General features: G+C 53.3%; 27 protein-coding genes. 16 read left to right on the top strand and 11 right to left on the bottom strand.

Annotated features, from left to right (window positions below; genetic code table 11):
• Positions 1–104: 104 nt before the first annotated feature.
• Positions 105–1,076: an octaprenyl diphosphate synthase gene (ispB, locus tag ACWAU4_RS17175; protein ID WP_025890099.1), complete on the bottom strand. Its 972-nt coding sequence runs from the start codon at positions 1,074–1,076 to the stop codon at positions 105–107.
• Positions 1,077–1,349: 273 nt separating this feature from the next.
• On the opposite strand from ispB, the gene rplU reads away from it, so the two are divergent.
• The 10 genes from rplU to ACWAU4_RS17125 all read left to right on the top strand — a co-directional run bounded on the left by rplU (position 1,350) and on the right by ACWAU4_RS17125 (position 9,134).
• Positions 1,350–1,661, top strand: coding sequence for a 50S ribosomal protein L21 (rplU, locus tag ACWAU4_RS17170; RefSeq protein ID WP_025012063.1), 312 nt, complete (start codon positions 1,350–1,352; stop codon positions 1,659–1,661).
• 14 nt (positions 1,662–1,675) lie between these two features.
• Positions 1,676–1,930, top strand: a complete 255-nt coding sequence (gene rpmA / locus ACWAU4_RS17165; protein WP_011760936.1) for a 50S ribosomal protein L27 — start codon at positions 1,676–1,678, stop codon at positions 1,928–1,930.
• 134 nt (positions 1,931–2,064) lie between these two features.
• On the top strand, positions 2,065–3,231 hold the full coding sequence (cgtA, locus tag ACWAU4_RS17160; RefSeq protein ID WP_025012064.1) for an Obg family GTPase CgtA: 1,167 nt from the start codon (positions 2,065–2,067) through the stop codon (positions 3,229–3,231).
• A gap of 23 nt (positions 3,232–3,254) precedes the next feature.
• The gene (locus ACWAU4_RS17155; protein ID WP_025012065.1) at positions 3,255–4,016 is read left to right on the top strand and encodes a threonine/serine exporter family protein; all 762 of its coding nucleotides are present in this window, start codon (positions 3,255–3,257) and stop codon (positions 4,014–4,016) included.
• A complete protein-coding gene (locus ACWAU4_RS17150) occupies positions 4,016–4,483 on the top strand; it encodes a threonine/serine exporter family protein (RefSeq protein WP_174840187.1) in 468 nt (155 codons plus the stop codon). The genes ACWAU4_RS17155 and ACWAU4_RS17150 overlap by 1 nt, the downstream gene beginning before the upstream one ends.
• A 23-nt stretch (positions 4,484–4,506) precedes the next feature.
• Positions 4,507–4,989, top strand: a complete 483-nt coding sequence (gene folA, locus ACWAU4_RS17145) for a type 3 dihydrofolate reductase (protein WP_025890098.1) — start codon at positions 4,507–4,509, stop codon at positions 4,987–4,989.
• 132 nt (positions 4,990–5,121) lie between these two features.
• On the top strand, positions 5,122–5,511 hold the full coding sequence (locus ACWAU4_RS17140; protein ID WP_025012068.1) for a DUF3718 domain-containing protein: 390 nt from the start codon (positions 5,122–5,124) through the stop codon (positions 5,509–5,511).
• Positions 5,512–7,410: 1,899 nt separating this feature from the next.
• Positions 7,411–8,166 carry a restriction endonuclease gene (locus ACWAU4_RS17135; RefSeq protein WP_208139136.1) on the top strand — a complete coding sequence of 252 codons (756 nt, stop codon included), beginning with the start codon at positions 7,411–7,413 and terminating at the stop codon, positions 8,164–8,166.
• Positions 8,167–8,260: 94 nt separating this feature from the next.
• Entirely contained in the window at positions 8,261–8,614 is a 354-nt protein-coding gene (locus ACWAU4_RS17130; RefSeq protein ID WP_025011367.1) for a hypothetical protein, read from the top strand.
• Positions 8,615–8,699: 85 nt separating this feature from the next.
• Positions 8,700–9,134 carry an energy transducer TonB gene (locus tag ACWAU4_RS17125; protein WP_301560807.1) on the top strand — a complete coding sequence of 145 codons (435 nt, stop codon included), beginning with the start codon at positions 8,700–8,702 and terminating at the stop codon, positions 9,132–9,134.
• Positions 9,135–9,382: 248 nt separating this feature from the next.
• Here ACWAU4_RS17125 and ACWAU4_RS17120 read toward each other — a convergent pair whose 3' ends face one another.
• The 7 genes from ACWAU4_RS17120 to lptD all read right to left on the bottom strand — a co-directional run bounded on the left by ACWAU4_RS17120 (position 9,383) and on the right by lptD (position 18,323).
• Positions 9,383–11,404, bottom strand: coding sequence for a methyl-accepting chemotaxis protein (locus ACWAU4_RS17120; RefSeq protein ID WP_071237046.1), 2,022 nt, complete (start codon positions 11,402–11,404; stop codon positions 9,383–9,385).
• Positions 11,405–11,502: 98 nt separating this feature from the next.
• Positions 11,503–12,324, bottom strand: coding sequence for a symmetrical bis(5'-nucleosyl)-tetraphosphatase (locus ACWAU4_RS17115; RefSeq protein WP_054745679.1), 822 nt, complete (start codon positions 12,322–12,324; stop codon positions 11,503–11,505).
• A gap of 13 nt (positions 12,325–12,337) precedes the next feature.
• Entirely contained in the window at positions 12,338–12,718 is a 381-nt protein-coding gene (apaG, locus tag ACWAU4_RS17110; RefSeq protein WP_025011370.1) for a Co2+/Mg2+ efflux protein ApaG, read from the bottom strand.
• Between the two features lie 59 nt (positions 12,719–12,777).
• Entirely contained in the window at positions 12,778–13,584 is an 807-nt protein-coding gene (gene rsmA, locus ACWAU4_RS17105) for a 16S rRNA (adenine(1518)-N(6)/adenine(1519)-N(6))-dimethyltransferase RsmA (protein WP_025889249.1), read from the bottom strand.
• 15 nt (positions 13,585–13,599) lie between these two features.
• On the bottom strand, positions 13,600–14,586 hold the full coding sequence (gene pdxA, locus ACWAU4_RS17100; RefSeq protein WP_025889251.1) for a 4-hydroxythreonine-4-phosphate dehydrogenase PdxA: 987 nt from the start codon (positions 14,584–14,586) through the stop codon (positions 13,600–13,602).
• Positions 14,587–14,591: 5 nt separating this feature from the next.
• A complete protein-coding gene (gene surA / locus ACWAU4_RS17095; protein ID WP_028781628.1) occupies positions 14,592–15,896 on the bottom strand; it encodes a peptidylprolyl isomerase SurA in 1,305 nt (434 codons plus the stop codon).
• Between the two features lie 114 nt (positions 15,897–16,010).
• Positions 16,011–18,323, bottom strand: a complete 2,313-nt coding sequence (gene lptD, locus ACWAU4_RS17090; protein ID WP_145840086.1) for an LPS assembly protein LptD — start codon at positions 18,321–18,323, stop codon at positions 16,011–16,013.
• A gap of 159 nt (positions 18,324–18,482) precedes the next feature.
• Between lptD and ACWAU4_RS17085 the strand changes: the two genes are divergently transcribed.
• The 5 genes from ACWAU4_RS17085 to ACWAU4_RS17065 all read left to right on the top strand — a co-directional run bounded on the left by ACWAU4_RS17085 (position 18,483) and on the right by ACWAU4_RS17065 (position 22,728).
• Positions 18,483–19,541, top strand: coding sequence for an aminoglycoside phosphotransferase family protein (locus tag ACWAU4_RS17085; protein WP_454290337.1), 1,059 nt, complete (start codon positions 18,483–18,485; stop codon positions 19,539–19,541).
• A complete protein-coding gene (murU, locus tag ACWAU4_RS17080) occupies positions 19,538–20,221 on the top strand; it encodes an N-acetylmuramate alpha-1-phosphate uridylyltransferase MurU (RefSeq protein WP_454290336.1) in 684 nt (227 codons plus the stop codon). The genes ACWAU4_RS17085 and murU overlap by 4 nt, the downstream gene beginning before the upstream one ends.
• An 84-nt stretch (positions 20,222–20,305) precedes the next feature.
• Positions 20,306–21,079 carry a co-chaperone DjlA gene (gene djlA / locus ACWAU4_RS17075; RefSeq protein WP_028781624.1) on the top strand — a complete coding sequence of 258 codons (774 nt, stop codon included), beginning with the start codon at positions 20,306–20,308 and terminating at the stop codon, positions 21,077–21,079.
• A gap of 58 nt (positions 21,080–21,137) precedes the next feature.
• Complete coding sequence (locus ACWAU4_RS17070) at positions 21,138–21,752, top strand: outer membrane beta-barrel protein (protein WP_208166227.1); 615 nt, start codon at positions 21,138–21,140, stop codon at positions 21,750–21,752.
• A 22-nt stretch (positions 21,753–21,774) separates the two neighbouring features.
• The gene (locus ACWAU4_RS17065; protein ID WP_071237040.1) at positions 21,775–22,728 is read left to right on the top strand and encodes a D-2-hydroxyacid dehydrogenase; all 954 of its coding nucleotides are present in this window, start codon (positions 21,775–21,777) and stop codon (positions 22,726–22,728) included.
• Between the two features lie 16 nt (positions 22,729–22,744).
• Here ACWAU4_RS17065 and cyaB read toward each other — a convergent pair whose 3' ends face one another.
• Both cyaB and purT read right to left on the bottom strand, forming a co-directional pair.
• Positions 22,745–23,293 (bottom strand): class IV adenylate cyclase, encoded by a 549-nt coding sequence (gene cyaB / locus ACWAU4_RS17060; protein ID WP_025011377.1) that lies wholly within the window; start codon positions 23,291–23,293, stop codon positions 22,745–22,747.
• An 11-nt stretch (positions 23,294–23,304) separates the two neighbouring features.
• The gene (gene purT / locus ACWAU4_RS17055; protein ID WP_025011378.1) at positions 23,305–24,480 is read right to left on the bottom strand and encodes a formate-dependent phosphoribosylglycinamide formyltransferase; all 1,176 of its coding nucleotides are present in this window, start codon (positions 24,478–24,480) and stop codon (positions 23,305–23,307) included.
• A gap of 184 nt (positions 24,481–24,664) precedes the next feature.
• On the opposite strand from purT, the gene ACWAU4_RS17050 reads away from it, so the two are divergent.
• Positions 24,665–26,131, top strand: coding sequence for an AAA family ATPase (locus ACWAU4_RS17050; protein ID WP_062793815.1), 1,467 nt, complete (start codon positions 24,665–24,667; stop codon positions 26,129–26,131).
• Here the strand turns inward: ACWAU4_RS17050 and ACWAU4_RS17045 are convergent.
• Entirely contained in the window at positions 26,122–26,649 is a 528-nt protein-coding gene (locus ACWAU4_RS17045; RefSeq protein ID WP_025011379.1) for a DUF4136 domain-containing protein, read from the bottom strand. The two genes, ACWAU4_RS17050 and ACWAU4_RS17045, sit on opposite strands and share 10 nt — an antisense overlap.
• Positions 26,650–26,686: the final 37 nt, after the last annotated feature.

Below are 26,686 nucleotides of genomic sequence, written 5' to 3'. Positions count from 1 at the left end.
ACCACACAGCAAAAAACAAAAAGGAGCGCTTTGAGCGCTCCTTTTTTTGCTTGGGTTAAACGACAAATTCAACTGATGGGTTTTAATCCGTCGTCTTAAGCCTATCAGTGACTGCGGGCTACGGCGATTTTGGCCAGGCTTATCAGCGCCTGCTTGTAGTCGGACTCAGGCAGCACCGAAAGGGCTTCTATGGCCTTGTCAGACTCTTCATAGGCCCTTTGTTGGGTATATTCCAATGCGCCACAGGTGTTGAGCGCATCAATTATCGCCTCGATATGCTCGGTGCCGTCACCTTGTTCAATCGCCTGGCGGATCATCTGCCGCTGTGGCTCTGTCCCGTGGGCGATGGCGTAGATGAGTGGCAGTGTGGGTTTACCTTCGGCGAGGTCATCACCTATGTTCTTGCCCAGCTCTTCGGCGTCGGCAGTATAGTCCAGCAGGTCATCGGTTAACTGGAAGGCGGTGCCCAGGTATTTGCCATAGTCGGCCAGCGCCGTTTCCATTTCGCTGTCGCAGCCGGCCAGCACACCGGCAAGACGGGTTGCTGCTTCAAACAACTTGGCAGTCTTGCAGTAAATAACCCGCATATAGCTGGCTTCTGTGGTATCCGGATCGTTGCAGTTCATTAACTGCAGCACTTCACCCTCGGCCAATACGTTAGTGGTATTGGCCAGTACCTGCAGTACCTTCATCGACTCCAGCTCTGTCATCATCTGGAAAGAGCGGGTATAAAGGAAGTCGCCGACCAGCACGCTGGCACTGTTGCCAAACAGGGCGTTTGCGGTTTCCCGTCCACGGCGCAGAGTAGATTCATCCACCACATCGTCGTGAAGCAGAGAAGCCGTATGAATAAACTCTATAATAGCAGCCAGCTTCAGGTGTGCTTCACCACTATAGTCGAGTGATCTGGCCGCCAGAATCGACAGTAACGGCCGCATACGCTTGCCGCCACCGTTGATGATGTAGAACCCCAATTGATTGATCAGGGCAACATCAGATTCGAGTTGTTTGTAGATCAGTTGATTGACGGCTTGCATGTCGGCGTCAGCCAGCTGACGGATAGCAGTTAAATCCATAGTAGACTCTAGGTATGAAGGAACGCCGAATCGGCAGCTCCCGATAAGCTTAAATATTTTAATAGACCGAAGTTTACCTAAAATTAATGAACAAGACAGTAGCAGAGAGATCAATGTGCGAGTTAATCCGGTCTTTTTTTCTTCTTCGTCAATTAGGGCTTGCCAGTAAAGGATTCTTCGCGTAAACTCCGCGCCCATTGTCATTAAAGTTTTTGTAGCACCCAGCCTCATAGAGATGAGCCGGCGTGTTAAGAATTTCGGAGTAAAATAGCTATGTACGCTGTTTTTCAAAGTGGTGGTAAGCAACACCGTGTTGCTGAAGGCCATACTGTTCGTTTGGAAAAAATTGAAGTTGCCACTGGTGAGACTATCGAGTTCGATCAAGTTCTGCTGATCGCTGATGGTGAAAACGTCCAAGTGGGTACCCCTCTGGTAGCAGGCGGTAAAGTTGTGGCTACTGTTGTTAGCCATGGCCGTGGTGAAAAGGTAACTATCCAAAAGTTCAACCGTCGTAAGCACCACGAGAAGAAAATGGGCCACCGTCAGTGGTTCACTGAAGTTAAAATCACTGCTATCAACGCTTAATAGGAGTCTGACTCATGGCACACAAAAAAGCTGGCGGTTCTACTCGTAACGGCCGCGATTCAGAAAGCAAACGTCTTGGTGTAAAGCGCTTCGGCGGCGAATCAGTTCTGGCTGGTAACATCATTGTTCGTCAACGTGGTACTAAATTCCACGCAGGTGTTAACGTAGGTATCGGTCGTGACCATACTCTGTTTGCCCTGACTGACGGTAAAGTTAAGTTTGAAGTTAAAGGTCCTAACAACCGTAAGTTCGTTAGCATCGAAGACTAATCTTCAAACCAGAATTGCTTGAGCCCCGCCATTGGTGGGGCTTTTGTTTTGGGCGAAAGCCATAGTTTCTGTTTTTTGGCGCCTTGCAGGGTTAGGCAGTATAATTGCCTCATTCCGTGGTGCCAGGAGTATGTATGAAGTTTGTCGATGAGGCAGTGATCAGAGTTGAAGCTGGAGATGGTGGCAGTGGCTGCGTCAGCTTCAGACGTGAAAAGTACGTGCCGGATGGTGGTCCAGACGGTGGCGATGGTGGCGACGGTGGCAGTGTTTATCTGCAAGCCGACGAAAACCTCAACACCCTGATTGACTATCGTTTTGAGCGTTTCCATATGGCCGAGCGCGGTGAAAACGGCCGCGGCCGTGACTGTACCGGTAAAGGCGGCCAGGACTTGGTACTCAAGGTACCTGTGGGTACCCGGGCGGTTGATGAAGAAACCGACGAAGTACTCGGTGACCTGACCAAGCATGGTCAGAAGCTGTTGGTGGCCAAAGGTGGTTTCCACGGTCTTGGCAATACCCGCTTCAAGAGCAGTGTTAACCGTGCCCCCAGACAAAAAACGCTGGGCACCCCCGGTGAAGTGCGTAGCTTGCGTCTTGAGCTGATGCTGTTGGCCGATGTGGGCCTGCTTGGTATGCCAAATGCAGGTAAATCGACCTTTATTCGGGCGGTTTCCCGCGCGACACCAAAAGTGGCCGATTATCCCTTTACCACCTTGGTTCCTAACCTGGGGGTAGTAAACCCACGTCCAGGGCAGAGCTTTGTAGTGGCAGATATCCCAGGGTTGATCGAAGGTGCCGCCGAAGGTGCCGGTCTGGGTATTCGCTTCCTCAAGCACCTTGAGCGTTGCCGTGTATTGCTGCATATCCTGGATATCGAGCCTATCGATGGTACCAGCCCGGCCGAAGCGGCCAAGGCGATTGTCACTGAGCTTGAAAAATACTCGCCCAAGCTGGCTTCCAAGCCACGTTGGCTGGTGTTCAACAAGACAGATCTGCTGCTGGAAGAAGAGCTGCAGGAAAGAGTCGACAGCATAGTCAAGGAGATGGGCTGGGAAGGGGATGTTTATACCATTTCGGCTTATACCCGTGAAGGCACCAAGGAACTGGCAGAAAAGCTCTATGACTTTATCAGCAGTCTGCCGGCGGAAGAGCAACAGCAAGATCCTGACGCCGATGTTGAGTTCAAATGGGACAACTACCATCAGGATAGCCTGGAAGATCTCAACGAAGACTATGATGATGAGTTCGACGATGACTTCGACGACGATGATTATGATGTTGAGGTTATTTACCAAAGATAATATCTGAGCGAGCCTGAACACCTGTGTACGCTGATACCCAAAACGATATCACCCGGCAGGTCGTCCGGGTTGCTCAGCTATTGCTGGCCTACGGCGCTGAATCTGAACTGGTTGAAGAGATCAGTCAGCGTCTTGGCCGGGCACTTGGCTTGGCCAGTGTCGAGCTATCCATCTCCTCCAATTCGCTGGTGCTCACCAGCTTGGTTTCCGGTCGTTGTATTACCACTACCCGGCGCATTCGTGAGCACGGCATTAATATGACAGTGGTGTGCGAGTTGCAACGCATTTGCCTGCTGGCCGAAAAAGGCCTCTATGGCCCCAATGAAGTCCGCAAACGCCTCGCCAGACTGCAACCCAAAACCTACCCCAAGTGGCTGCTTATCCCCATGATAGGCCTCTCCTGCGGCAGTTTTTGTCACCTGTTCGGTGGTGACCTGGCCGCATGCCTTTTCACTTTCTTTGCTTCTGTCATCGGCATGTTTGTGCGCCTGGCAATGGCGCAACGTCACTTCAATGTGTTGGTGAATTTTGCCGTGACCGCCTTCGTCACCAGCTTGGCAGCCCAGTTGGGGTATCTCTATCCTGTGACCCAAACCCCTGAGCTGGCGATGGCGGCCTCTGTGCTGATGCTGGTTCCCGGTTTTCCGATGATCAACTCGATATCGGATATGGTTAAAGGCCATATGAATGTGGGGATCTCCCGCTGGGGGCAGGCGACATTGATGACAGTTTCCTCAGTGATAGGCATTACCATTGCCATGCAGCTTGGGGGGATTTTCCTGTGATGGACACTCTGTTGTTACTGCTGAATGATGCCTTTTTCTCGGCTATTCCCGCTATGGGCTTTGCCATGCTATTCAATGTTCCCAGGCGTTATCTGCTTTACTGTGCTCTGGCCGGGGCCATAGGCCACAGCTCACGGACCTTGATGTTGCAGTTTGGCTTGCCGATAGAGTGGGCCACCTTTGCCGCTGCCGGCATCATAGGCATGGTGACTATTGCCTTTGCCAAGCGTCATCTGGCACCGCCGCTGCTGTATGCCGTGGCGGCGATTATCCCTATGATCCCGGGTTCCTATGCCTACAACACTGTGATTGCCCTGGTGCAATTGACCGCCCAGTCACAGCTCAGTACCGAGCTGTGGGAACAGGTGGTCACCAATGGCCTGAAAACCGTGTTTATTCTCGGGGCTTTGTCTGTCGGTCTGGCCATGCCCAGTCTGTTGTATTTCCGTACCCGCCCGGTGATTTAATCCAATAATAACAAGGAGCGTATATGCGCATCGCCATGATTGCCGCCATGGCCCATGACAGAGTCATAGGTAAAGACAACCAAATGCCCTGGCATCTGCCGGAAGATCTGCGTCATTTTAAACAGATGACTCTGGGAAAGCCGGTGGTGATGGGACGTAAGACTTTCGAATCCATAGGTCGTCCTCTGCCCGGGCGCCACAACATAGTGATCAGCCGCCAGAGCGACTATGCCCCGGAAGGTGTTACCCGGGTTTCTTCCTTCAAAGAGGCTGTGGAAGCGGCCGGAAACTGCGAAGAACTGGTGGTGATAGGCGGCGGCCAGCTCTACCGGGAAATTCTGCCTCAAGCCGATACGCTGTATCTGACAGAGATAGACTTGCAAGTGGAAGGGGACACTCGCTTTCCCGAATGGGACGATGGCAGTTGGCAGCAAATTCACGAGGAAAGTGGTCATAGTGTAAATGGATTGGATTTTCGCTTTATCAATATGGTGAGAAAATGTTAAATTGTGACAGACTTTTGAACCCTGAAACGTGAGTGGCGCCAGCCACGAGCCGATCCTTATGCCAAGAGTCCTCAGCAGATGCGTTTACTGAGGACTCTTGGCATTAATAACAATTACAAAAAGGAGTGTCAGATGCGTCTGTTGCCCGTGGCCATTGCTGCGCTGATTGCTGTATCCTCAGTGTCAGTCCCCTCAACTGCTAAAGCCGAAGATCTGCTGGCTGCCAGTATCTGTGATTACGTCAAATCCAACGACAAAAACCGCCTGCGTAAGAAGCTGAAAGAGAACCGGATGAAGTTACGTAACATCTATTCCGGGATCTCCTGTGATGGCGAAAGCCTGCTGCGCACCGCCTATCACAGCAACGCCGAAGATACCGGCGAGTTTATTGCCAAGCGCTTGTCAAAAACCGAACTGGAAGTAGCGGAAGCCGATGGCAAGAGCATAGTCGACTGGGCCGAAGCCAATGGTTTTGGTGCCAGTATTATCACCCAAGCCATCAAAGAGCGCCTCGGTAGCTGAGGCTAGTATCTTTCTTCGCTCGATATAAAAGCCGGGTTTAATCCCGGCTTTTGCTATCTAACGCTATAACACTCGGGTTTTGGAAACCCATTGTTTTCTTGCTCCGAACAGCAGGTGTGCGAGAACCCTTGTTGAACGCCCTGAAGTCGTGGTGTAAATGCCTCCATGCACAATGGTCAGCTTTCCATCCTTGGTTCGCGCTCGAAAACATGTTGCTGCGCAACTCTCGCCGAGTCACAGGATCGCCTGCGCGAAAGGCAGTTCCCGGACGTCCTGTCCTTCACTGCATTCAGGCTTCCTGCCTATCCGCACCGCAGGTGATGGGCTACACCATGGCCGGAAGTTCGGCCAGTACTAACTTAGGAACTTTTAGCTGAACGCTATGATAGCCGCTGTGCCAGCGGCCTAAAGTCGTGGAGCTTCGCCCCACACCCGACCAAGAAGGGATCAACAGCAATCCCCTCTTGGATCTCCCTTGCCGCCCCACACGGTGTCGAAAGCCCCTCGGCCCAATAGCGCAAATAACTACCGCTTCAGACGCTCATCCCTGATTCGACTGTCGCTGCTTCGGCATCCATGCCTCAGCCACGTTATTTGCGCCAACGGCTTTCGGCGACACCGAGGGGGGACTGGTGCAATTCTGTGAGAACTAACTTGTTTGAAGCTACCTATATGCTCACAGAAATACGCCCATATTCCAGGCATAGGCGGAACTGTGACCTTCCGAGCCAGGGATGGCGAGGCAGAGCTTACAAGGAGGTATTCGCAGCGAGTTACAGGATCGCCTGTGCGAAAAGCGCACCGCAGGTGATGGGCTACACCGTGGCCGGAAGTTCAGCCAGTACTAACTTAAGAACTTTTAGTTGAACGCTATATTAGCCGCTGTGCCAGCGGCGTAAAGTCGTGGAGCTTCGCCCCACACCCCGAGGAAAGGGGGCTGTATCGACTCGCCCCCTTTCCAAACCCCCAGCGACCCCCGACGCAGCGGAAAACCCCTTGTGCTTATGATGCCAATTCGCTATCGCGCCAGACGCTCATCCCTGATTCGACTGGCGCTGCTTCGGCATCCATGCCTCGCTACGCGATTGTCATCAACGCCCTGCGGCCGCTTCAAGCGGGAAAAGTGTATACCTTTAGCATTTGAGGTTCCTGATGATTAGGCGAATTTGAAATCGTGCATAAGCCCAAAAGCATACACATATTTCCAGGCACTGGTGGGACTGTGACCGTCGAAAACGGGGAATAATGCAAACACCCAGCATTAGCTGGAGGAAGTCGCTTTGGTTTCAAACCCAGTCAATTCTGTTGCAAAAACAACCCAAATCAGGGTTTTGTTGCCTTTGTCAAAACTTGACCTTTGGCTAATTGTTTTCACATTCAATGCTGGCTATTGTATAACCAATTCAATACTTTGGATTTAGCACTTTCTTAAGCCTAAGGCCGAAAGCAACAACACTTTTCCGCATTAAGCGGAATTCAGGGACGAACAGAGTTTGGACCCGTGCGGTAGCCATGGCTTTACTTAACGTTTTTGTAGACCTGGGTTGTATGGCTCGGGTTGTAGCGTTTGAAGCGCTCATGGTAAGTGCCTAAGAACTGATTTTCTATACAGTATTATTGACGTTCTAGGAAAAATGCTGGAAATTTGCAGCTAAGTTTGCGCGTTATTTCTGTAACATTTTAGAAAATAACATTAAATTCATAAAGTTAAAAAATACAGCTGGTAGATAATAGGTTTGGAAACCGCGCATGCGCGTTTAGCTGCAAGGGATATTAGGACTAAATTGTATTATATCCAGCGAATACAAACAGATAGCGATGCGCGTTTACACTCCTCCGAGGACTAAAACGCGCATGCGCACTATACAGCTGTTAGCTTCTCCGAAGGAAAAGAGAATTATGTGGGAATTTTCTGGTTCAGTTGAATACGTATGCGATAGCTGCGGTGCTAGTGATGAGGTTCCCATAGCAGATTTTTCTGTCGAATGTGTGGGCGGAGGTGAGCGCCAAATGGGGGCGGAAAATTTATATGACGTAGTTTATGAGTTCGAGTGCACTGACTGTGGTGCAGATATCTCGCTTAACTTTCAGGTCTCTGAGTACCCAACGGAAGTACTAAATTTCACACTAAACAACTCAACAGGTGCTCAAACTGAGGGCGAACCGGAGTTTGAGTATGTTAGAGAAATTTACAGTGCGAGAGACTTATTTGATCTACATGAATCAATTTCAGAGCTGATCACGGCTTTAAAAGCTGATGATCAGCTTCTTAGTGAATTAACATCTCGTCAGTTTGAGGAAATTGTTGCTGAGGTTTTTAAGTCTAAAGGTTATGAAGTGGACTTAACTAAAAAAACAAGAGATGGAGGAAAGGACATAATTGCTGTCCACACTGATTCACTAGGGATAAAAAATAAATACTTTATTGAGTGCAAATGCTATTCGGAAAGTAACAAAATCAGTGTTGATGTTGTTCGCGCACTATATGGTGTTAAAAACACGAAAGATGGCCCGAATAAAGCGATCTTAGTAACAACTTCAACTTTTACTAGTGATGCGAGAAAGTTTGTAGAAAACGAGGCGCCTAGCAGCTGGGATTTATCTTTGGTAGACAGAGAACAGTTACTTAAGTGGTTAAATGAGTACAAAAGCTAACAAGGCGCTACTGTCGGACAAGTTTTCCGCTGCGCTCCTAATTTGCCGCAGAGCGCGGCGTTATGTTTAAAATCCATCGAAGGAACTCTAATTAATGCAGAAATTAATCGCGATTATTGTACTTGTTGGTTTCCTGAGCGGGTGTAACTTTGAAGTACCGGGGGCTGATGAAAAGTTTGGAACACAAAACTTCGTTTCCGCGGTGTCAATAATTGAGCTTCATAAACTTAGAAATGGTGTATACCCCAAAAGTCTTAGAGATTTAGAGTTCTTAGGCGATTGGGATGGAATATGGCTTTCAGCCGTTCGATACGAACAGAATGGTGACGGATACAATCTCTATTTAGAGCGTGGCTGGGTTGGCAAACCTAGCCTAGAGTTTCCTGTCAAATTCAAACAGGGTCTTGGTATTAAAGAAAGTAACGTTACATGGTCTGCAACCAAATAAACATAACAAAGCAAAGGTAGCATTGCCCTGAGGGTTGAGCGCACCGCTGTTTTTGCCTTTATGTGAACTCACTAAGGAAGGTTTTATGAACTACAAAAATTTACTTTTCACCATCTGTTTTTTGTCTACTGGAACACTCGCTGCCAGTAACTATGCCTCTGTAGAATTAACCTATTTGGAACCAACAAAAACGGAAAGCACTTGGCTTCGAGACAAGGAATTCATGCCTCGCTATCCCGTTGAGTTAGCAATGAAAGGTGTAGCTGGTTGCGGAGTATTTAAGGTCACAGTCGATAAAAACGGTTCAACCGAGAGTATCACTCTCATAAGCTCTGTGCCTAAAAAGACCATTTCAAAGCCAGCAACTGACGTAATTAAAGACTGGCATTGGAAGCTAGCAGAGGACAAAACGGCAGTAAGTGAAGAAAAGTTGTTAAGGTTGGATTTTTGTATGGGTGGTAGTTCAGAAGCAGAGTCACTCTCAAAATGTAAGCAACAGGCAACTATGGTATGTGAATAACGTTCACAGAATAAATCAAGTCAGCGGGACAATTAAATGCAGGATCCTGTCACTTCGTTCCGTATTTTAGCCTGACCCTTGCTTGCAGTGCTCATCCTGTTCTTCACGGCATTATCCCTACTGCAGGCAATGAAACATCCGTCACCGGAAGCCCAATCAATGTAATTTGGCTATTTTGAGCTGAAAGTTATGTCGGCCGTCGTCCCCGCGACAAAACCTTCCGGGGAAGACGGCCGATGGTTTTAAGATTAGACTTTGAACTCGCCAACCGAAGCCTGCAACTCTTCGGCGAGTTGCGCCACCTGGTGGCTGGATTGGGCGGTCTGATCGGCGCCTGAGGCGGTTTCTTCCGATATCAGTGCAATATGTTCCAGTTTCTCTGAAACCTGCTGGCTGACCAGGTTCTGTTCCTGAGCTGCGTTGGCGATTTGGGTTCCGGCATCGAAAGCCTGATGTACAGATTCGCTGATGGCTTCCAGAGCTTGATTGGCTTGCTCTGTCTTGGCGACGCAGGAGTTGGCCTGGGCGCGGCCTTGTTCCATAACGGCGACCGCCTCTTGGGTGCCTGTTTGCAGCACCTGGATCATCTGCTGGATCTCCTGGGTCGACTCCTGGGTGCGGGATGCGAGGTTGCGTACCTCATCGGCCACAACGGCAAAGCCGCGTCCCTGTTCACCGGCCCTGGCGGCCTCGATGGCGGCGTTGAGTGCCAGTAGATTGGTCTGCTCGGCAATGCCGCGAATAACATCCAGAATCGAGCCTATGGCATCGCTGTCGGAATGCACCTTGTTGATCACTTGCCCCGCCTTGGCGACTTCTTCGGCCAGCGCTTCTATAGTGCGGCGGTTTTCTTCGGCAATCATCCGCATATGCTGGGCTTCTTCATCGGCCTGTTTAATTTGGTTCAGGGCGTGGTCGGCGCTGTGGGATACCTGCTGGGCACTGGAGCTCAGCTCTGTGGTCGCCGTTGCTACTTGATCCACCTGGCTCTTCTGCTCCTGGATCCCGATAGTGGTTTGTGAGGTGACCGCCGAGGTTTGTTCGGCGGCGGCGGCCAATTGGTTGGATCTATCCAAAATGCCGCGAATAAGACCTCTGAGACTGTCGATAAGGCGGTTGCAGTTGCGGGAAAGCTCGGCAAACTCATCCTGACCAGAGTCATCCAGCTTATGGGTCAAGTCACCGGAAGCGAGGATATTCAATGCTTGATTGATACGGTTGAGTGAGGCGGTCAGTGGTTTCACCACAGCAATACTCACAGCTATGGCAACCACTATCGCCACCAGTACCACCAATAGGGTCTGCATACTGGCCGAGTCTATACTGGCCAAGGTTTTGGCGTTAATTTCGTTGGTCAGGGTTTCGATGGCACCGGAAAGAGCCCCCATTGCCTGATTGACGTTCTTCTTGTCGGTTTCCACTTGATTCAGCGCCACTTGAGTACTGGCTTTGAGCTCAAGTTGGGTCGCTTTCTGGGCCTGAATCGAGTTTTTGCCCTTAAGATGTTGGCTGAGTTTGCCAAGCTCGCTGTTCATTTCGTTGAGCACATCGGCATCGATGACACCGGCGCCATGGCGACTGATGTACTCCAGCTTGGCCTCGGCTTCATTGATGATATAGCTAAGTTCTTTGACTATGATTTCGTACTTGCTGCGCTCTTCGGTGGCGACCAGATCGTAGACAGTGCTGATCACATTGGTGACATTGCTGTCCAGAGCGGCGGCGGAAGCGGCAATCTCCCGCTCAGTTGTGTCCTGGCTCTGCTCCAGATCCATCAGATCCAGCAGCAGACTGGCAGCATCATCAGCGGTTGTTTCCAACTGATCCCGCTGTTTATTGAGGCTTTCCTGTTGCTCCAGGGCGCTGAGGTGGTCGGCCATCATGCGTTCGCTGGTGTTGATAAAGGCCTGATAATTACGCTCTACCTGGGGCAGGATCTCTTTGAGCCCGGGCTCGTGCTGTACCAGCTTTGACAGACTGGCAAATTGCGCCTTGAAGTTTTGCTTTTGACTGGCAAACTGCTGTTGGATAGGCGGGAGTTTATTGGCCTTGGTGACATGGTAACCCACCAGAACCAACCTTTGCTGCTCGCTGAGGGTTTCGCCCAGCTCGCCGGTTGATTTGAGTGCCGGGATACTCAGTTGCTGTAGAACTTCCGTGGTGTTTTTCAGCTCATTGTTGGTGAACCAGGAAACAGCACCAAGCAGGAGCAATAGCAGGGTGACTACGGCAAACCCTGCTATGACTCGGGTCGCTACATTCAACTTCATAGGCTACTCCGGAAAAGGTTATGGTTTTTCTCTTGGGAAAAATCTTTTAGTTTTCATGGGCACGTTACCAGATGGTTATCGGCCGACGTCTGCTAAGTTTAACCTTTTTTTAACCTAGGTTGGGTAATTTTTTGATCTGATTCCAGGTGCCAGAGTGTCAGGTATTCTCCCCAGCAACAGCCGGTGTCCAGCGCCTGCAGTCTTTCGCCTTCGACCTTGCCCATCAGCGCGGCCCAATGGCCGAAGACCCGGGTGTAGTCAGCGGTGCTGGATGGGAATAAAAACCAGGGTTTGAGATTGGGATCTTCACATTTGGCCGGCGGCACCTTGCAGCTGAAATCCAGCGTGCCGTCGAGATAGAGGTAACGCATCCGGGTCAGGGCGTTGATACAGTACCTGAGTCTGGGCAGGCCGCTGAGCTCACCGGACCAATCTTCCGGCTCTTCTGTGTACATCCTGGCGATGAGACTGTCTAAATAGTCGGTTCTTTGCAGTGCCAGGCTGACGGCGCCTGCTTCCTGGCGTAAGGTTTGGATGTCCCACTGGGGAGGCACGCCCGCATGGGTCATAATGAGTTTGTGCTCGGGCAGTTCGCGCATCAGGGGCTGGGTTCTAACCCAGTCTATGAGGCTGTCGATATCAGCGGCTTCCAACAGTGGTTGCAGCTTGTCGCTGGGTTTGGCCCGTTTGAGCCCGGCCTTGACCGCCAGCAGATGCAGATCATGGTTACCCAGTACCGACTTGGCCGAATCGCCGAGATCGCGGAAGAATCTCAAGGTCGAGAGAGAATCCGGACCGCGGGCGACCAGATCGCCGACCGCCCAAAGTTCGTCCTTGGAGGGATTGAAATCGACTTTCTCCAGCAGGCGTTGCAACTCGTTGAAACAGCCCTGAATATCGCCGACAAAATAGTGAGCCACTGTTATCTGCCCATCAATGTACCTGGCCGGGTACGGCCAGGCGGAAAGGAGGGATCTGGGCGTAGAAACTCTCGCCCGCGTCGGTTTCCATCAGGTAACGGCCTTCCATAAAGCCCAGCGGCGTTTCCAGCACTGTGCCGCTGCTGTATTGGTAGGCAGTATTGGGCTTGATCCTCGGGGTTTCACCGACGACACCGGCGCCCTGAACCTCGCTCTGTTGGCCATTGCCATCTGTGATCACCCAGTGGCGACTCTTGAGGGTCGCCGCCTCATCACCCAGATTGATAATGGTGATGGTGTAACTGAAAAGATACTTGTCTTCATCCGGCGCAGACTGGTGTTCTATGTACTGGGTCTGTACCTCGACTCTGATACGGCTTTTCTGGGGATTCATCTTAAGTTCCTGGCCAAAATCTCTGATGGAAAGGAAGGACGCCGCCCGGCGTCCGGATGTTACGCCTGGCGGTCGCTCAGCAAGTTGGCGATGGCAACATACTGCTCGACACTAATCTGCTCGGGTCTGAGGCCGGGATCGATTCCCAGGGTCTCATAATCGGCATCACCAAGCAGCCCCTTGAGGTTATTTCTCAGGGTCTTGCGGCGCATGTTGAAGGCGGTGCTGGTTACCTTGCCGAGCATGGCAACGTCTTTGGCCGGCCAGGGTTTGGTTTCATAGGGTACCAGACGCACCACGGCGGAATCGACCTTAGGTGGCGGCGTGAAGCTGCCCGGAGGCACTTCCAGTACCGGTACTACCTGGCAATAGTATTGGGCCATGACAGTGAGGCGGCCATAGGCCTTGCTGCCCGGGCTGGCTGAAAGCCGCAACACCACCTCTTTTTGCAGCATGAAGTGCATGTTGGTGATCTGCTCGGCATATTCGAACAGATGGAACATCAGTGGTGTGGAGATATTGTATGGCAGGTTACCAAAGACCTTGAGCTTCTTGCCCTCGACCATGAGTTTGTTGAAGTCAAACTGCAGGGCATCGCCCTGATGAATTTCCAGCTTGTCTTTCAGCACAGGATGCTGCTTCAGGCGTTCTACCAGATCTCTGTCCAGCTCGACCACGGTCAGCTTGTCTATGGCACTGGCCACAGGTTCGGTCAGGGCCGCCAGACCCGGGCCGATTTCGACCATGACATGCTCATTATCCGGGGCGATAGCCGCCACAATACGGTTGATCACATTGTCATCGGTCAGGAAGTTTTGTCCGAAACGTTTTCTGGCGGTATGGCCTAAGTGTACTTTATTGCTCATTGATACTCAGTTGGATCAGTTTTTGCCGGCCAGTTCTATGGCCTTGTTGAGTGCACAGACGAAGCTGCCGATATCGGCCTTGCCTGTGCCTGCGAGTTCCAGCGCCGTGCCGTGATCCACCGAAGTGCGGATATAGGGCAGGCCCAGAGTGATGTTTACCGACTTGCCAAAGCCCTGTGACTTGAGCACAGGCAGGCCCTGGTCGTGGTACATGGCCAGCACCACATCGGCGTCTTGCAGATACTTGGGTTGGAACAGGGTATCTGCAGGCAGAGGGCCTATGATACGCATCTGCTCCTGCTCTCTGAGCTCGTTCAGCGCCGGGATGATTACATCCAGCTCTTCCCGTCCCAGATGGCCATCTTCACCGGCATGGGGGTTGAGGCCACAGACATAAATCTTGGGGTTGTCCAGGGCAAACTTATTCACCAGATCCTGGTGCAGTATCCTGATGATCTGATGCAGGCGTTCACGGGTGATCGCCTTGGAGACGTAAGCCAGTGGAATGTGAGTGGTCACCAGGGCTACCTGCAGACCGGGGCAGGCGAGCATCATCACCACATCCTGGCAACCGGCCTGATGGGCAAAGAATTCGGTATGGCCGGAGAAGGGGATCCCGGCCTGATTGATAATGCCCTTGTGTACCGGACCTGTCACCACGGCATCAAACTCGCCGTTCATATTCTTCTCACCCGCATAACGCAGGGTGTCGACCACATAGGCGCTGTTTTGCTCATTGAGCACGCCGCAGCGAGGCTCACAGGCCATGGGGAAGGGCACTATGGTCAAACTACCGGCTTGCTGTGGCTTGGCCGCTTGGCTTGGCTGATAAGGCTTGAGCTGGAGACTGAGCCCCAGCATTTTGGCGCGCGCCTGCAACAAGGCAGGATCCGCGCACACAACCAGCTCGGCCGGCCAGTCGCGCTGCGCCAGCTGTACTACCAGATCCGGACCTATGCCGGCAGGCTCTCCGGGGGTAATGGCAATACGTTTAATGTCCAAGCGACTTAACCTCTGTCAGTTTCTGGGTCGAAGAGTTCAATGTATGCGTCGGCCCGCATTTCGTCCAGCCAGTTTTGTAACTCTTCGTTGAATTTGCGGCGGAAGATCAACTGATGCGCACGGTTGGTGTTGAACTGATCTGTGGCATCGGTTTTACGTCTCTCTTCCAGCTGAGTGATGTGCCAGCCATGAGTTGAACGGAACGGCTCACTGATTTCACCCTGCTTCAGGCTGTTGAGTGTCTGGGCGAACTCGGGCACATAAATGCCGGGATCGGCCCAACCCAGCTCACCGCCTTTGGTAGCACTACCGGGATCTTCCGAGTACTGACGCGCCAGATCTTCAAACTTGGCTTCGCCGCTGCGGATCTGTTTGAGGAACTGCTGCAGCATCGCCTTGGCTCTGTCTTCAGACAGAATCGGTGACGGCTTGAGCAGGATATGGCGGGCTCTGACTTCCTCGACTTCTTTGGTCTGCAGGCCGCGGGCATCCATGATCTTGATGATATGGAAACCGGCACCACTCTTGATAGGGCCTATGATGTCGCCTTTCTTGGCATCTGTGATGACTTCGGCAAACAGGGTAGGCATCTCATTGATGTTCATGTAATCCCAGATACCGCCTTCCAGTGCCTTGGGGCCGGCGGAAGAAGCGATGGCGGTTTCACGGAAGTCGGCACCGGATTTCAGGCGCTCCAGCACGGCATTGGCACGCTTGCTGGCTCCTTCCAGTTGCTCTGAAGTGGGGTTGGAAGGCACTTCAATCAGAATGTGGCCAACCTGGTACTCCACGTCTTTCAGGCCCTGTTCCTTGATCAGCTTCACCAGGTTATTGATCTCCTGGGGTGAAACCTGAATTCGGCGCTGTACTTGAATACGCTGGATCTCGCCTATGGTTACTTCTTCACGCAGTTGCTCGCGGTATTGGCTGAAGCTGCTGCCATCGGCTTCAATTTCGGCGCGCATCTGGGCGACAGTCATGTTCTGTTGCTTGGCAATGTTTTCTATGGTTTGGTCCAGCTGCAGATCCCCGATATGCAGGCCGATACGGTCAGCCATCTGCAGTTGCAGACGGGTCAGGATCAAACGCTCAATAACCTGGGTGCGCAGCGCCTGATCCGAAGGCAGACTCTGGCCGGCGGCCTTGGCGTTGGCCTTAACAGTGTCGACCATGTTCTGGACTTCGCTTTCCAGCACTATGCCGTCGTTGATCTGCACTGCAACGCGATCCAGCAGCTGTGGTGCTGCCAGGGCAGCCTGGCTCATGACTAGAGCAAAAAATCCAAAAATCAGTTTCTTACAGGGTTTCATCCACAAAATCCTTGCCACATTTTCGTTTCGTTGGCCGCCGATGGCAGCGGCCTGGGTTGTCCAGATTGGACTCTCTGTCCCGTCCGAGGTTCAGCAATCTACCACAAATCTTGATTAATTCCTCAGATAAAGTGGTTTGCGGTAGTTGAACAGACCTTCATCCAGCATGTCGCTGACCCCCAATGGACCTGAGCCGCCGAGGCCTTTGATCACAAAGTTGAGGTAGACGCCGGTTTCGAACATCTCACGCTCGTTGAGCACCGCATTCTTGAGATCGTCCTCGTAGTTGGTCTTGATACGGTAGTGGTAACTCAGACGCACTGCCCAGCAGCATGACTCGTACTGGAAGCCGGTATAGGTTTCCACCGAACGCTCCTCTTTGAGATCGTAATACCAGTTGCCGACAAAATAGAGGCTGTCGGTAATTGGCCAGGTGGTACGGACACCGGCCTGGGAGATATCCACTCTGTCGTTGGTATTGCTGTTGAGCAGATCCGGCACGTAACGATAGCTGAATTGCAACAGCTTGTTGGGGCCGGGGCGGTAGTCCAGGGTTGCTTCACTCTTCTTGTTGGAGCTGTAACGGGTGTCGTATTGAATAGCACCACTGACAAACCAGTCTTTGTAAATTCTGGCATCCAGCTCGGCGGCCAGTACTGAAGTCGATGGCTGCTCGGTGAGTTCATCCTCATAAAGGCTGACCTTACTGTCGTCGAAGTAGATGATCTGGCCCAGGCTGAATTTCAGCTGTTCCAGGTTACGCTCATCAAACAGTCGGGTGGTCAAACCCAGAGTCAATTGGTTGGCATCGGCGATGCGGTCCAGACCCGAGAAGCGGCGGTCGCGGAACAGGCCAAAATAGTCCTGCTGCAGTTCACCTGTGTCGTAGAGACCGATATTGGATTGATCTTCATAGCCGACATACAGGTATTGGAACTGGGGCTCCAGCGTCTGGCGGTAGTTCTGGTTGAAGTATTCGGTATAACGCTCGAAGTTTATCTGACCGTGAACCCTCACCTGAGGTAAGGTACGGCTGACACTGTCATCCAACTCGGGCTGCTGAATATTGTGCTGCCAGTAGTTGGTTTGCATCAGCTTGACTTCACTGGTCAGCGACCCCGCCGGGCCATGGATTGGCAGACGAATGCTGGGCTCCATATGTACCCGGCTGGCGGTGGTGTATATATCTTCTTTATGACGGAAGTTGGTTATCTCTGAGGCGAAGCTGAAATCCAGGCCTTCCCACACCCCGGGGGTACGGTAGTTAAAGTTCAGCTGTGGCATCACCTGATAAGGACGCTCTTCCTTGCCCAGTACCTTGATGTCCTGCACTCTGGCACTGAAGTCCCAGTTGTCGGTGAAGTAGGCGATTTCGCCAACCCGGGATAACTGGTTGTCCGTGGCGCGATTGACATCGGACTTGAGATCGTTGAAGTAGTTGTTGTCCGAGACATCGGTATAGTTGGCCAGCACCCGCCAGTTTTCATCCAGGGCATCGCTGTGCTCCCAGTGATACATATAGCGGTTGGGGCTGCCATCGAGCATGTTATCGCTGCCCAGATATTCGAGGTTGAACTGGCCGGTAGGCGTTTGCCGGTCGCCGGGATCGCCCAGCAGATAGCGGAATTCTGTCTTGGTAAACAAGCCCCGCGACGACATATAGTGCGGGGTAAAGGTCAGATCGTACTCAGGCGCTATGTTCCAATAAAACGGGGTGGCGATTTCGATCCCGTTGGTGGTGCTGGAACTGAAGCTGGGGAACAGGAAACCTGTCTTGCGTTTCTCCGAAACCGGCACTGTCATATAGGGAATATAGAATACCGGCACGCCACCTATTCTGAGTTTGGCATCCCAGATCTCCCCCCACTCTTCCTTGCTGTCGATTTTGATCTTCTCGGCTTCCAGTAGCCAGGAGACATTATCCGGTGGGCAAGTGGTGAAGTTGGTGTTGTTCAATACCAGGTTGTTGTTCTGGGTAATTTCCAGTTTCTGGGCGTCACCGTGAACTTGCTGGCCGTGGAGCCAGTACTGAGCGCCTTCCAGGGTGGCGTTGTTGGAACGCATCTGCGCCATCAGCGAGTCGGCGGTCACGGTAAACAGCGGGTCTTGAAACACCAGGTTGCCCTGAGCGGTTAGCTGCTGCTCCTGCTGGTTGACCGTGGCTCTTTCGGCGGAAATTTTGCGCCCGGCCTGAGAAAAGGTCACATTGCCTTCGAAGGTCGCCTCGCGTCCCAATTGCGCCGAAGAGGCGTCAGAATGGATCTGTATTTTTTGATCGGCCAAAGGGCCGCTGCTTTCCCCATCCTGATGATAGGGAACCGGAGGCAAGATAACACATTGAGCGTTGTTGCCGCCCTCCTGAGGAAGGGTTTCAGCCAGCGTCAGGGGAGGTAAAAGGCTCAATGCCAGAAAATATCGGATCTGCATCTTAGGTCAATTATTTAGATTTCTTTGTCTGGACAAGTTTCGGAGGGAAAAGTTGCATCCTGCCTCGGGCAACGCAGCCATAAAAAACTCTGTATTTATTGGCTGTTTCCTGTTTTTTACCTCGGTATAATAAAGCAATTTTTCGTCAAGAGCCATGAGATGACCTTGTCTGATCCCAGATTTCTTTCCATGTCGTGCTGGTTGCAGCAACTTTTCGGTAAGCCCTTGCAAGCCAAGCTGATTTCCGGTGATGCCAGCTTTAGGCGTTATTTTCGTCTCAATGTCGATGGTTGTGATTACATAGTCACGGACTCTCCTCCCAACTTATTGGATAACAAGCCCTTTATTGCCTTGGCGCGGGCGTATCACCAAGCGGGCATTCGGGTGCCCAAGGTGCTTGAGTTCAATGAGGAAGCGGGTTTTATTCTGCAGCAGGACCTTGGCGATAACTTGTTGTTGCCCGAGTTGACCGAAACCAATGTGAGTGACTGGTATCTCAAGGCGCTGGCGATTTTGCCGGATATCGCGGCGGTGCGGGAAAGTGAGCTTGGCCCCTTACCGGACTATGATGCGGCCTTTGTTGAACGCGAGCTGGCGATTTTCAGCGAGTGGCTGCTGGATAAACACTGGCAAGTCTCCCTGACAGCCGCTGAACATACTATGTTGGCTGAAAGCTTTGCTATATTGACGGCGAGCGCGCTTGCGCAACCCCAGGTCGGCATGCACAGGGACTTTCACAGCCGTAATCTGATGCTTAAAGAGGGTAAGCTTTGGGTAATAGATTTTCAGGATGCCGTGTTGGGACCTGTGACCTATGATGCAGTCTCGCTGCTGAGAGATTGCTATATACGTTGGCCGGATGCGATAGTCGAGCCGCTGCTCAAAGCCTTCTTTGAACAGTGTCGCGAGCTGGGGTTGGTTGGCAAAGATGTTGATTTTGCCACCTTCAGTCGCTGGTTCGATCTCATGGGAGTGCAGCGACACCTGAAGGCGGCGGGTATCTTTGCCCGTTTGCACCACAGAGATGGCAAGTCAGGTTATCTCAAGGATATACCGCTTACACTCGGCTATGTGGCCGATATCTGCGAGCGTTATCCTCAGTTGCAGGCGCTTTCCTCCTGGGTCAGGCAGAGGTTATTACCACTGACTCAGCAGCCGGCTCAACCAGAATCTCAACCACAGTCCCGACCACAAGCAGAGGCACAGGAGCACAAATGAAGGCGATGATTCTGGCAGCCGGCAGAGGGGAGCGTCTGCGCCCCTTGACCGACAAGCTGCCTAAACCTCTGGTGACAGTGGCCGGTAAGCCCTTGATTGAGTATCACATTGAACGTTTGGCCGCCATGGGCGTGACTGAGTTGGTGATCAACTGCGCCTGGCAGGCAGACAAACTGATTGAACGCCTGGGAGACGGCAGCCGTTTTGGCGTGACGATTCATTACAGCCGTGAGATTGAGGCGCTGGAAACCGGCGGCGGGATCAAAAAGGCTCTGCCGCTACTTGGCAACGCGCCTTTTTTAGTGATTAACGGCGATGTGTTTATCGATGCCATGCCTGAGCTGCCCAATTTGGCTGCAGATACGCTGGCGCACCTGTTTCTGGTGGATAACCCGGCGCAGCATCCCGAGGGAGACTTCGCCTTGCTGCCGCAAACATTCGGCTATTTGCGGGTCAGTGACAAGGGCGCGCCCAGGTACACTTTCTCCGGGGTGGGAATATATCGCCCCGAGCTATTCGATGGGGTAGCCCAAACACATTTTGCCTTGGCGCCGCTGCTGCGGCAAAAGATGGCGCAGGGGCTTATCAGTGGCAGTCATTTCACGGGTTACTGGTGTGATGTCGGCACACTGGACAGGTTGCAACAGTTGGAGCTTAGGCAGGCGAAAGGGACTGTTTAACCACGAGCCCGCAACCGGATAAGACAAGACTGTTCAAGATTGAGTATTGGCCCGGCCAAGCACGGGCGCACTATGGGATAACAGATGCGTATTTGGGGTAAATTTTTCGGCGGTGTCATTGGCTTTATGTTCGGGCGTTTCTTCGGCGCCTTGCTGGGGATCTGGCTTGGGCATCTATATGACAAGCGGATGGCGGCCTCTCAGGGGCTTCCGGGGGGCAGTCGGCAGGCACAGTTTTTCAACACCACTTTTGCCGTTATGGGGCATATCGCCAAGGCCTCGGGGAGGGTGACCGAAAACGATATCCGCATGGCCACCAGTCTGATGGATATGCTGCGCCTCAGCGGCACGGCACGAAAAGACGCCCAGCAGGCGTTTCGCGAGGGCAAGGAGCCGGACTTTGAACTGGAAGCCAGCCTGCGCCGCTTTCGACGCATCACCTTTGGTCGCCGGGAAGTGCAGCAGATGTTTCTGGAAATTCAAATCCAGACTGCCCTGTCTGACGGTGAGCTGCAGGACAAGGAATATGCAATACTGCAGGTGATTGCCAGAGAGCTGGGATTCAGCAGCTTTCAGCTCGATGAACTGCTCAAGCGTTGGCAAGCGGAGCTGCGTTTTCAACAAGCTCCCGGCGATCATAGACCATCGGTTGCCGATGCCTATGAAGTCTTGGGGCTGTCAGAATCCGCCAGCGATCAGGACATCAAACGCGCCTATCGCAAATTGATGAATGAACACCATCCGGATAAGTTGGTAGCCAAGGGCTTACCGGAAGAGATGATGGAGTTGGCCAAGCGTAAGGCTCAGGATATTCAGGCGGCTTACGACAGGGTCAAGAGCAGTAGAGGAATGCGCTGAGCCTCGCCCTTGGGTGTTGGCTCATGCTGTTAAAGAGGGTTCACCCAAGGAGAGCGCCATGAAACTTGCTTATTCAATTCCCTTGTTATTGGCCCTGAGCGGTCAGGCTCAGGCCGAAGTGTTTGTTGCGCCGTTCGGCGGCTACAGCTTTGGCGGCAATGATCTGGACTATAGGTCCAGCGAAAGCACGGTTAATAACAACAGTAGTGCGGATATTACCGAGGCCGGTCATTTTGGCTTTATGTTGGGGCTGACGACGTCAGAGCCGGGTGACATGTATCTGCTTTACTCCCATCAGGGCACAGAGCTCAGTGGCAGCGGTTTCCCGGGCACTGACAAGCTGATGGACCTCAGCGTCGATTATCTGCATCTGGGGGGCACCCTCTATTTTCCCAAAGACAAGCTGCGGCCCTATGTCACCGCCAGTGCCGGTTTGACGCAATTGCGTCCCGAGCATGGCAGCAACGAAACCCGTTTTTCCATGGGGCTAGGGCTGGGGTTGGATTATCAACTGCTGGAGCAGCTATCCCTGTTTGCCGATGTGCGCGGCTATGCGACCCTGATAAACAGCGACAGCAGCCTGTTTTGCGATGCCAATCAGTGCTTATGGCATATCAGGGGCGATACCCTGTGGCAGGGGCAGGCCAATCTGGGGTTAAGATACCGTTTCTGAGTGGGGTAACAAAGAGGTGAGTATGAGCTTAAAAATAGTGGTTCTGGATGGCTTTTGTCTCAATCCTGGTGATCTCGATTGGTCGCCACTCAAGGCACTTGGGGAGCTTAGCGTCTATGACAGAACCCCGGCGGAGCTTGTGCTGCAGCGCGCCCAAGGCGCCGATGTTTTGCTCACCAACAAGACAGTGCTCGGGGCGCAGCAACTGGCGGCGCTGCCTGGGCTCAAGTACGTAGGCATTCTTGCCACGGGCACCAATGTGGTTGACTTACAGGCCGCCGGCGACCTTGGCATCACAGTCACCAATGTGCCTGGCTATGGTCCGGATGCGGTGGCGCAGATGGTCTTTGCCCATCTCTTGTATCACACCCAACAAGTGGCGCAGCACCACCAGGCGGTGGTGGCGGGGGCCTGGAGCCAGTGCACCGACTTCTGTTTTACTCTGTCACCGCTGATGTCACTCTCGGGCAAGGTGATGGGAATTGTCGGTTATGGTGATATAGGCTCGCGAGTGGCGAATATAGCCAGGTCACTGGGGATGCGGGTGCTGCTGCATACCCGAACTGAGCGCCATGACCTGGCCGAAGGCATCAGCTGGGCGCCACTGGAGCAGCTGTATCGTGAAGCCGATGTGATCTCGCTGCACTGCCCGCTGACAGCGGCGACCGAGAAGATGATCAATCAAGACTCGCTGCAGCTGTTAAAGCCCGGGGTGATTTTGATCAATACCGCCCGTGGCGGGCTGGTGGATGAAACTGCGCTTGCCACAGCACTCAATCAGGGCAAGTTGCGGGCCGGAGTGGATGTGCTCTCCAGTGAACCCCCTATGCCGGATAACCCCTTACTCAATGCCAAAGGCGTCAGCATAAGTCCGCACAATGCCTGGGCGACGCTAGAGGCCAGGCAGAAGCTGTTGGATATTGCCGTGGACAATCTGCGCGCCTTTATTGGCGGAGACTCTGTTAACCAGGTTTAGACGCTATTAACCGAGTTTAACTGTTGCACAGTTGCCGATAGGAGCGGGACTCCAACATGGCTTGGGTCAGCCCGAACCGGGCCGCCAGTTGCCAAAGCTCGCTGCGAAGCTGCTCCAGCTTATCGCTATCGTCGGTCATGATCGCCAGCTCGGCAAAATCGCCGAGCCCCGCCAGGCTGTCCAGCGTCATATGCCACTTGCCGATAAAGTAGATGCTGCGGCGTTTTTGCAGCCGCTGCACCGGCACATAGCCCATGGCGCTGAGCATGCTGCGGGCCCTGGCAGCATCCGAGATATTGACCGCTTCACAGCAATCTGCTCCCGGGCCCTTGAGGATCCACAGCAGATTGTTGGATGGCTGCATCTCCCGGATGCACAGTGACTTGTCCGCCGCGGCCAGTTGACCATCCGGGGTATCGAAGTAGCAGTCGTCCTCCTGATTATCGGCAAACATGCACTCATGCTCCATGGCATTGATGCGCTCAAGCAGTTGTTGTTTGCTGCAAGACTCATTCAGACGGAACTTGAGTTCCACTTCATACTTACCCTGAAAATGCTGGCTCATGGCGGTCTCTTTTAAAAAATCACTTCTACTTTGGCGGCGCTGCGCAGCGCCTTGTCTATGGCGCTTTGAATATCCAGATCCCTTGCCAGGGCAACACCCAGACGGCGGCGACCATGGATCTCCGGCTTGCCGAACAGTCGTAGCTGGGTGTCGGCTTCGCTCAGCGCTGCTGCAAGGCCTGTGTAACGCAGGTTGTCTGAGTCGCCTTCTTTGAGCACCACAGCCGAAGCGCTGGGGCCGTGCTGGCGGATATTGGCGATCGGCAATCCGAGAATGGCACGCACGTGCAGGGCAAACTCGGACAGATCCTGGCTTATCAGGGTCACCATGCCGGTGTCGTGTGGGCGGGGCGAGACTTCAGAGAAGTAGACTTCATCGCCCTTGATAAAGAGCTCTACCCCAAACAAACCGTGGCCGCCGAGCGCCTCAACCACTTTGGCGCCTATCTGTTGTGCCTTTTCCAGGGCCGCTTGGCTCATGGCCTGTGGCTGCCAGGATTCGCGGTAGTCACCGTCTTCCTGTCTGTGGCCTATAGGCGCACAGAAATGAATGCCGTTGACTGCACTTATGGTGAGCAGGGTGATTTCGTAGTCGAAAGGCACAAAGCCTTCGACAATCACCCGGCCTTGACCGGCGCGGCCACCTTGCTGGGCATACTCCCAGGCCGCAGCTATCTGGGCTTGCTCGCGGATCACGCTCTGGCCCTTGCCCGATGAGCTCATCACAGGCTTGACCACGCAGGGCAAACCTATTTGGGCCACCGCCTGATTGAATTCTGTCTCAGTGTCGCAAAAGACGTAGGGCGACGTGGGGATCCCCAGCGTCTCTGCTGCCAGACGGCGAATGCCTTCTCTGTCCATGGTCAACTGGGTGGCTCTGGCAGTGGGTACTACCTTCAGGCCTTCGGCCTCCATCTTTGCCAGCGTTGCTGTGGCTATGGCTTCGATTTCCGGAATGACCAGATGGGGTTTCTCCAGCTCGATGACGGCGCGCAGCGCCTCGGGATCGAGCATGTTCACCACATGAAAACGATGACTGACCTGCATGGCAGGGGCATTGGGGTAGCGGTCGACGCCAATGACTTCGACGCCCAGGCGCTGCAGTTCAATCGCAACTTCTTTGCCCAGTTCGCCGCAGCCGAGCAGCATGGCGCGCACGGCGCCTTGGCTAAGGGGAGTGCCTAACATAGTGTGGGTACCTTTGGTTATTGTAGCTGCCTGTGGCAGCGGATTTTTTTGCTAGTTTACCCTTTGGCAATCGGCTTGGGCGGAAGGCTTGATAAATTGTGCGCTGGATCACTGCTTGCGCTGCTGTGGCGGATGTTGAAACTTTGTTATTCTTAAGTCCGCTATTATCGTGCGGGAAGCCAGAATGCAGGATGTCAAAGACTTAACCGGGGTGCTCAGGGGCGGTACGCCCTTGGTGATAATTGAAACGTATGAGGAGCCCAGGGTACTGGAGCTGCTCAAACGAGTGGCCGGTGTGCTGATGCGGCCCCTGTATGGCTGGAGTGTTACCCAGGGGCTCAAGCGGCTGGACAGGGAAGTCGGGGTGCAGAAATTCAATGCCGAACCGACCGATATTCTGGCGCACATCAAGGCCAGCCAGCAACAGGGGATCTATGTGCTCTGTGACTTTCACCCCTATGTGGTCGATGCGCCGCGTAACGTGAGAATGATCAAGGAGATTGCCCTTGAGCACGAAACCTTGCAGCACACCCTGGTGATGGTCAGCCACGCCTTTGATGTGCCCCCTGAACTGAGCCGATACTGCGCTCATTTCTCCCTCTCCATGCCAGGGCAGGCCCAGTTGGAAAACCTCATTATAGAGGAAGCGCGCCTGGCCCGAGCCAAAGGGGTATTGAATCGTCTCGATGAAGCCGTGATCCCACTGCTTGCCGGTAATCTTCGTGGTCTGAGCCATGCCGATGCACGACGTCTTGCCCGTAAGGCCATCTGGGATGATGGTGCCTTGTGTCACTCGGATATTCCCGTGGTCAACAAGGCCAAGTTTGAGCTTTTGGATATGGAAGGTGTGCTGCAATTTGAGTACGACACTTGTGACTTTGCCGATGTTGCCGGGCTTTCCAGACTCAAGGAGTGGCTGAACCACAGGCGCCTTGGCAGCGATGCGCAATCGTTCGATACGCCCAAGGGCGTGATGCTGCTCGGGGTGCAGGGTAGCGGCAAGAGCCTGGCGGCCAAGGCGGTGGCCGGGATCTGGCAGCGGCCTTTACTGCGCCTGGATATGGCCGGACTCTACAATAAGTACATAGGCGAGACGGAGCGCAACCTCAAGAAAGCGCTGGAGATGGCGGAATTGATGGCGCCCTGCGTACTCTGGATAGATGAAATTGAAAAGGGGCTGGGCAGCAGTAACAGCGATGAAGGCACCTCGAAGCGGATCCTCGGCACCCTGCTGACCTGGATGGCAGAGCGCAAGTCAGAAGTCTTTATGGTGGCAACCGCCAACGATATCAGCGCGCTGCCCCCCGAGCTGCTGCGTAAGGGACGCCTGGATGAGATATTTTTTGTCGACCTGCCGGACAGCTCCACCCGGGAGGAGATCTTCCGTATCCACTGCCGCAAGCGCAATATCGATCCGGCCGCGCTGGAATTGGCGAGTCTGGCAAGCGCCAGTGAAGGTTTCTCCGGCGCCGAGATAGAGCAGGCGGTTATTTCCGCCCGTTATGCCGCGAGGGCAGCTGGGCAGGAGGCCAACCAGGCCTGGCTGCTCGATGCCCTGAGTCGGACCCGCCCCTTATCTGTGGTGATGGCCGAAAAGCTCAATGCCCTGCGTCAATGGGCCAACGGCCGCACTGTGATGGCTCACGGTTGAGGCGGAAACTGGCTCAGGATCCGCATCACGGTTTCCCGGGTTGCCTGAGCCTTACCTTCGCCGCCATCGCTGAAGCTGAACTGATCGCTGCCGCGCCAGATGAGGCGGTTGCTGGTGGCCTCTATGATATCGATTTGTATGGTCTGGAGTTTGGCATCGGCTCCCAGAGGCACACCCACACTGGTGCCCACGCCTATGCCACCACCAGATCCCCAGGTGCCGCTGCCAAGGCCGATGGAGAGGCCCTTGTCTTTCGGCTTATCTGTTGTGCGAAAGGCAAAGGAAACCTTGAAGTCCGCTGACTCGGTGACTTCGATAAATTGTTTGCTTTTCAGCGTGTCGACAATCGCCTGATTGATCCGCTCGGCGCTCAGGGGATCATCACTGCTGGAAATCGGCAGGGGGGTGAACTTTTGTAGCTTGGCGAAGCTGTATCCTGGGTCGTAGTCTTGTTTCGGCTGCTGGGCGCAGGCCGTCAGCAGCAGGGGTAACAGCAGCAAGAGTGTCCTGAATTTCATCGCTTGTCCTCCGTGAAGGGATATACCTTACCCTGTG

The sequence above is a fragment of the Shewanella sp. FeAMO genome (genome assembly GCF_053653955.1).
Note: the sequence above shows the minus strand (reverse complement) of the source record. Positions and strands in the feature narration are given on the sequence as shown.

Bases quoted from the DNA above. Each gene is read 5' to 3' on its own strand.
- ispB (WP_025890099.1), bottom strand. From the start codon at position 1,076: ATGGATTTAACTGCTATCCGTCAGCTGGCTGACGCCGACATGCAAGCC.
- rplU (WP_025012063.1), top strand. From the start codon at position 1,350: ATGTACGCTGTTTTTCAAAGTGGTGGTAAGCAACACCGTGTTGCTGAA.
- rpmA (WP_011760936.1), top strand. From the start codon at position 1,676: ATGGCACACAAAAAAGCTGGCGGTTCTACTCGTAACGGCCGCGATTCA.
- cgtA (WP_025012064.1), top strand. From the start codon at position 2,065: ATGAAGTTTGTCGATGAGGCAGTGATCAGAGTTGAAGCTGGAGATGGT.
- ACWAU4_RS17150 (WP_174840187.1), top strand. From the start codon at position 4,016: ATGGACACTCTGTTGTTACTGCTGAATGATGCCTTTTTCTCGGCTATT.
- folA (WP_025890098.1), top strand. From the start codon at position 4,507: ATGCGCATCGCCATGATTGCCGCCATGGCCCATGACAGAGTCATAGGT.
- ACWAU4_RS17140 (WP_025012068.1), top strand. From the start codon at position 5,122: ATGCGTCTGTTGCCCGTGGCCATTGCTGCGCTGATTGCTGTATCCTCA.
- ACWAU4_RS17135 (WP_208139136.1), top strand. From the start codon at position 7,411: ATGTGGGAATTTTCTGGTTCAGTTGAATACGTATGCGATAGCTGCGGT.
- ACWAU4_RS17130 (WP_025011367.1), top strand. From the start codon at position 8,261: ATGCAGAAATTAATCGCGATTATTGTACTTGTTGGTTTCCTGAGCGGG.
- ACWAU4_RS17125 (WP_301560807.1), top strand. From the start codon at position 8,700: ATGAACTACAAAAATTTACTTTTCACCATCTGTTTTTTGTCTACTGGA.
- ACWAU4_RS17120 (WP_071237046.1), bottom strand. From the start codon at position 11,404: ATGAAGTTGAATGTAGCGACCCGAGTCATAGCAGGGTTTGCCGTAGTC.
- apaG (WP_025011370.1), bottom strand. From the start codon at position 12,718: ATGAATCCCCAGAAAAGCCGTATCAGAGTCGAGGTACAGACCCAGTAC.
- rsmA (WP_025889249.1), bottom strand. From the start codon at position 13,584: ATGAGCAATAAAGTACACTTAGGCCATACCGCCAGAAAACGTTTCGGA.
- surA (WP_028781628.1), bottom strand. From the start codon at position 15,896: ATGAAACCCTGTAAGAAACTGATTTTTGGATTTTTTGCTCTAGTCATG.
- lptD (WP_145840086.1), bottom strand. From the start codon at position 18,323: ATGCAGATCCGATATTTTCTGGCATTGAGCCTTTTACCTCCCCTGACG.
- ACWAU4_RS17085 (WP_454290337.1), top strand. From the start codon at position 18,483: ATGACCTTGTCTGATCCCAGATTTCTTTCCATGTCGTGCTGGTTGCAG.
- murU (WP_454290336.1), top strand. From the start codon at position 19,538: ATGAAGGCGATGATTCTGGCAGCCGGCAGAGGGGAGCGTCTGCGCCCC.
- djlA (WP_028781624.1), top strand. From the start codon at position 20,306: ATGCGTATTTGGGGTAAATTTTTCGGCGGTGTCATTGGCTTTATGTTC.
- ACWAU4_RS17070 (WP_208166227.1), top strand. From the start codon at position 21,138: ATGAAACTTGCTTATTCAATTCCCTTGTTATTGGCCCTGAGCGGTCAG.
- ACWAU4_RS17065 (WP_071237040.1), top strand. From the start codon at position 21,775: ATGAGCTTAAAAATAGTGGTTCTGGATGGCTTTTGTCTCAATCCTGGT.
- cyaB (WP_025011377.1), bottom strand. From the start codon at position 23,293: ATGAGCCAGCATTTTCAGGGTAAGTATGAAGTGGAACTCAAGTTCCGT.
- purT (WP_025011378.1), bottom strand. From the start codon at position 24,480: ATGTTAGGCACTCCCCTTAGCCAAGGCGCCGTGCGCGCCATGCTGCTC.
- ACWAU4_RS17050 (WP_062793815.1), top strand. From the start codon at position 24,665: ATGCAGGATGTCAAAGACTTAACCGGGGTGCTCAGGGGCGGTACGCCC.
- ACWAU4_RS17045 (WP_025011379.1), bottom strand. From the start codon at position 26,649: ATGAAATTCAGGACACTCTTGCTGCTGTTACCCCTGCTGCTGACGGCC.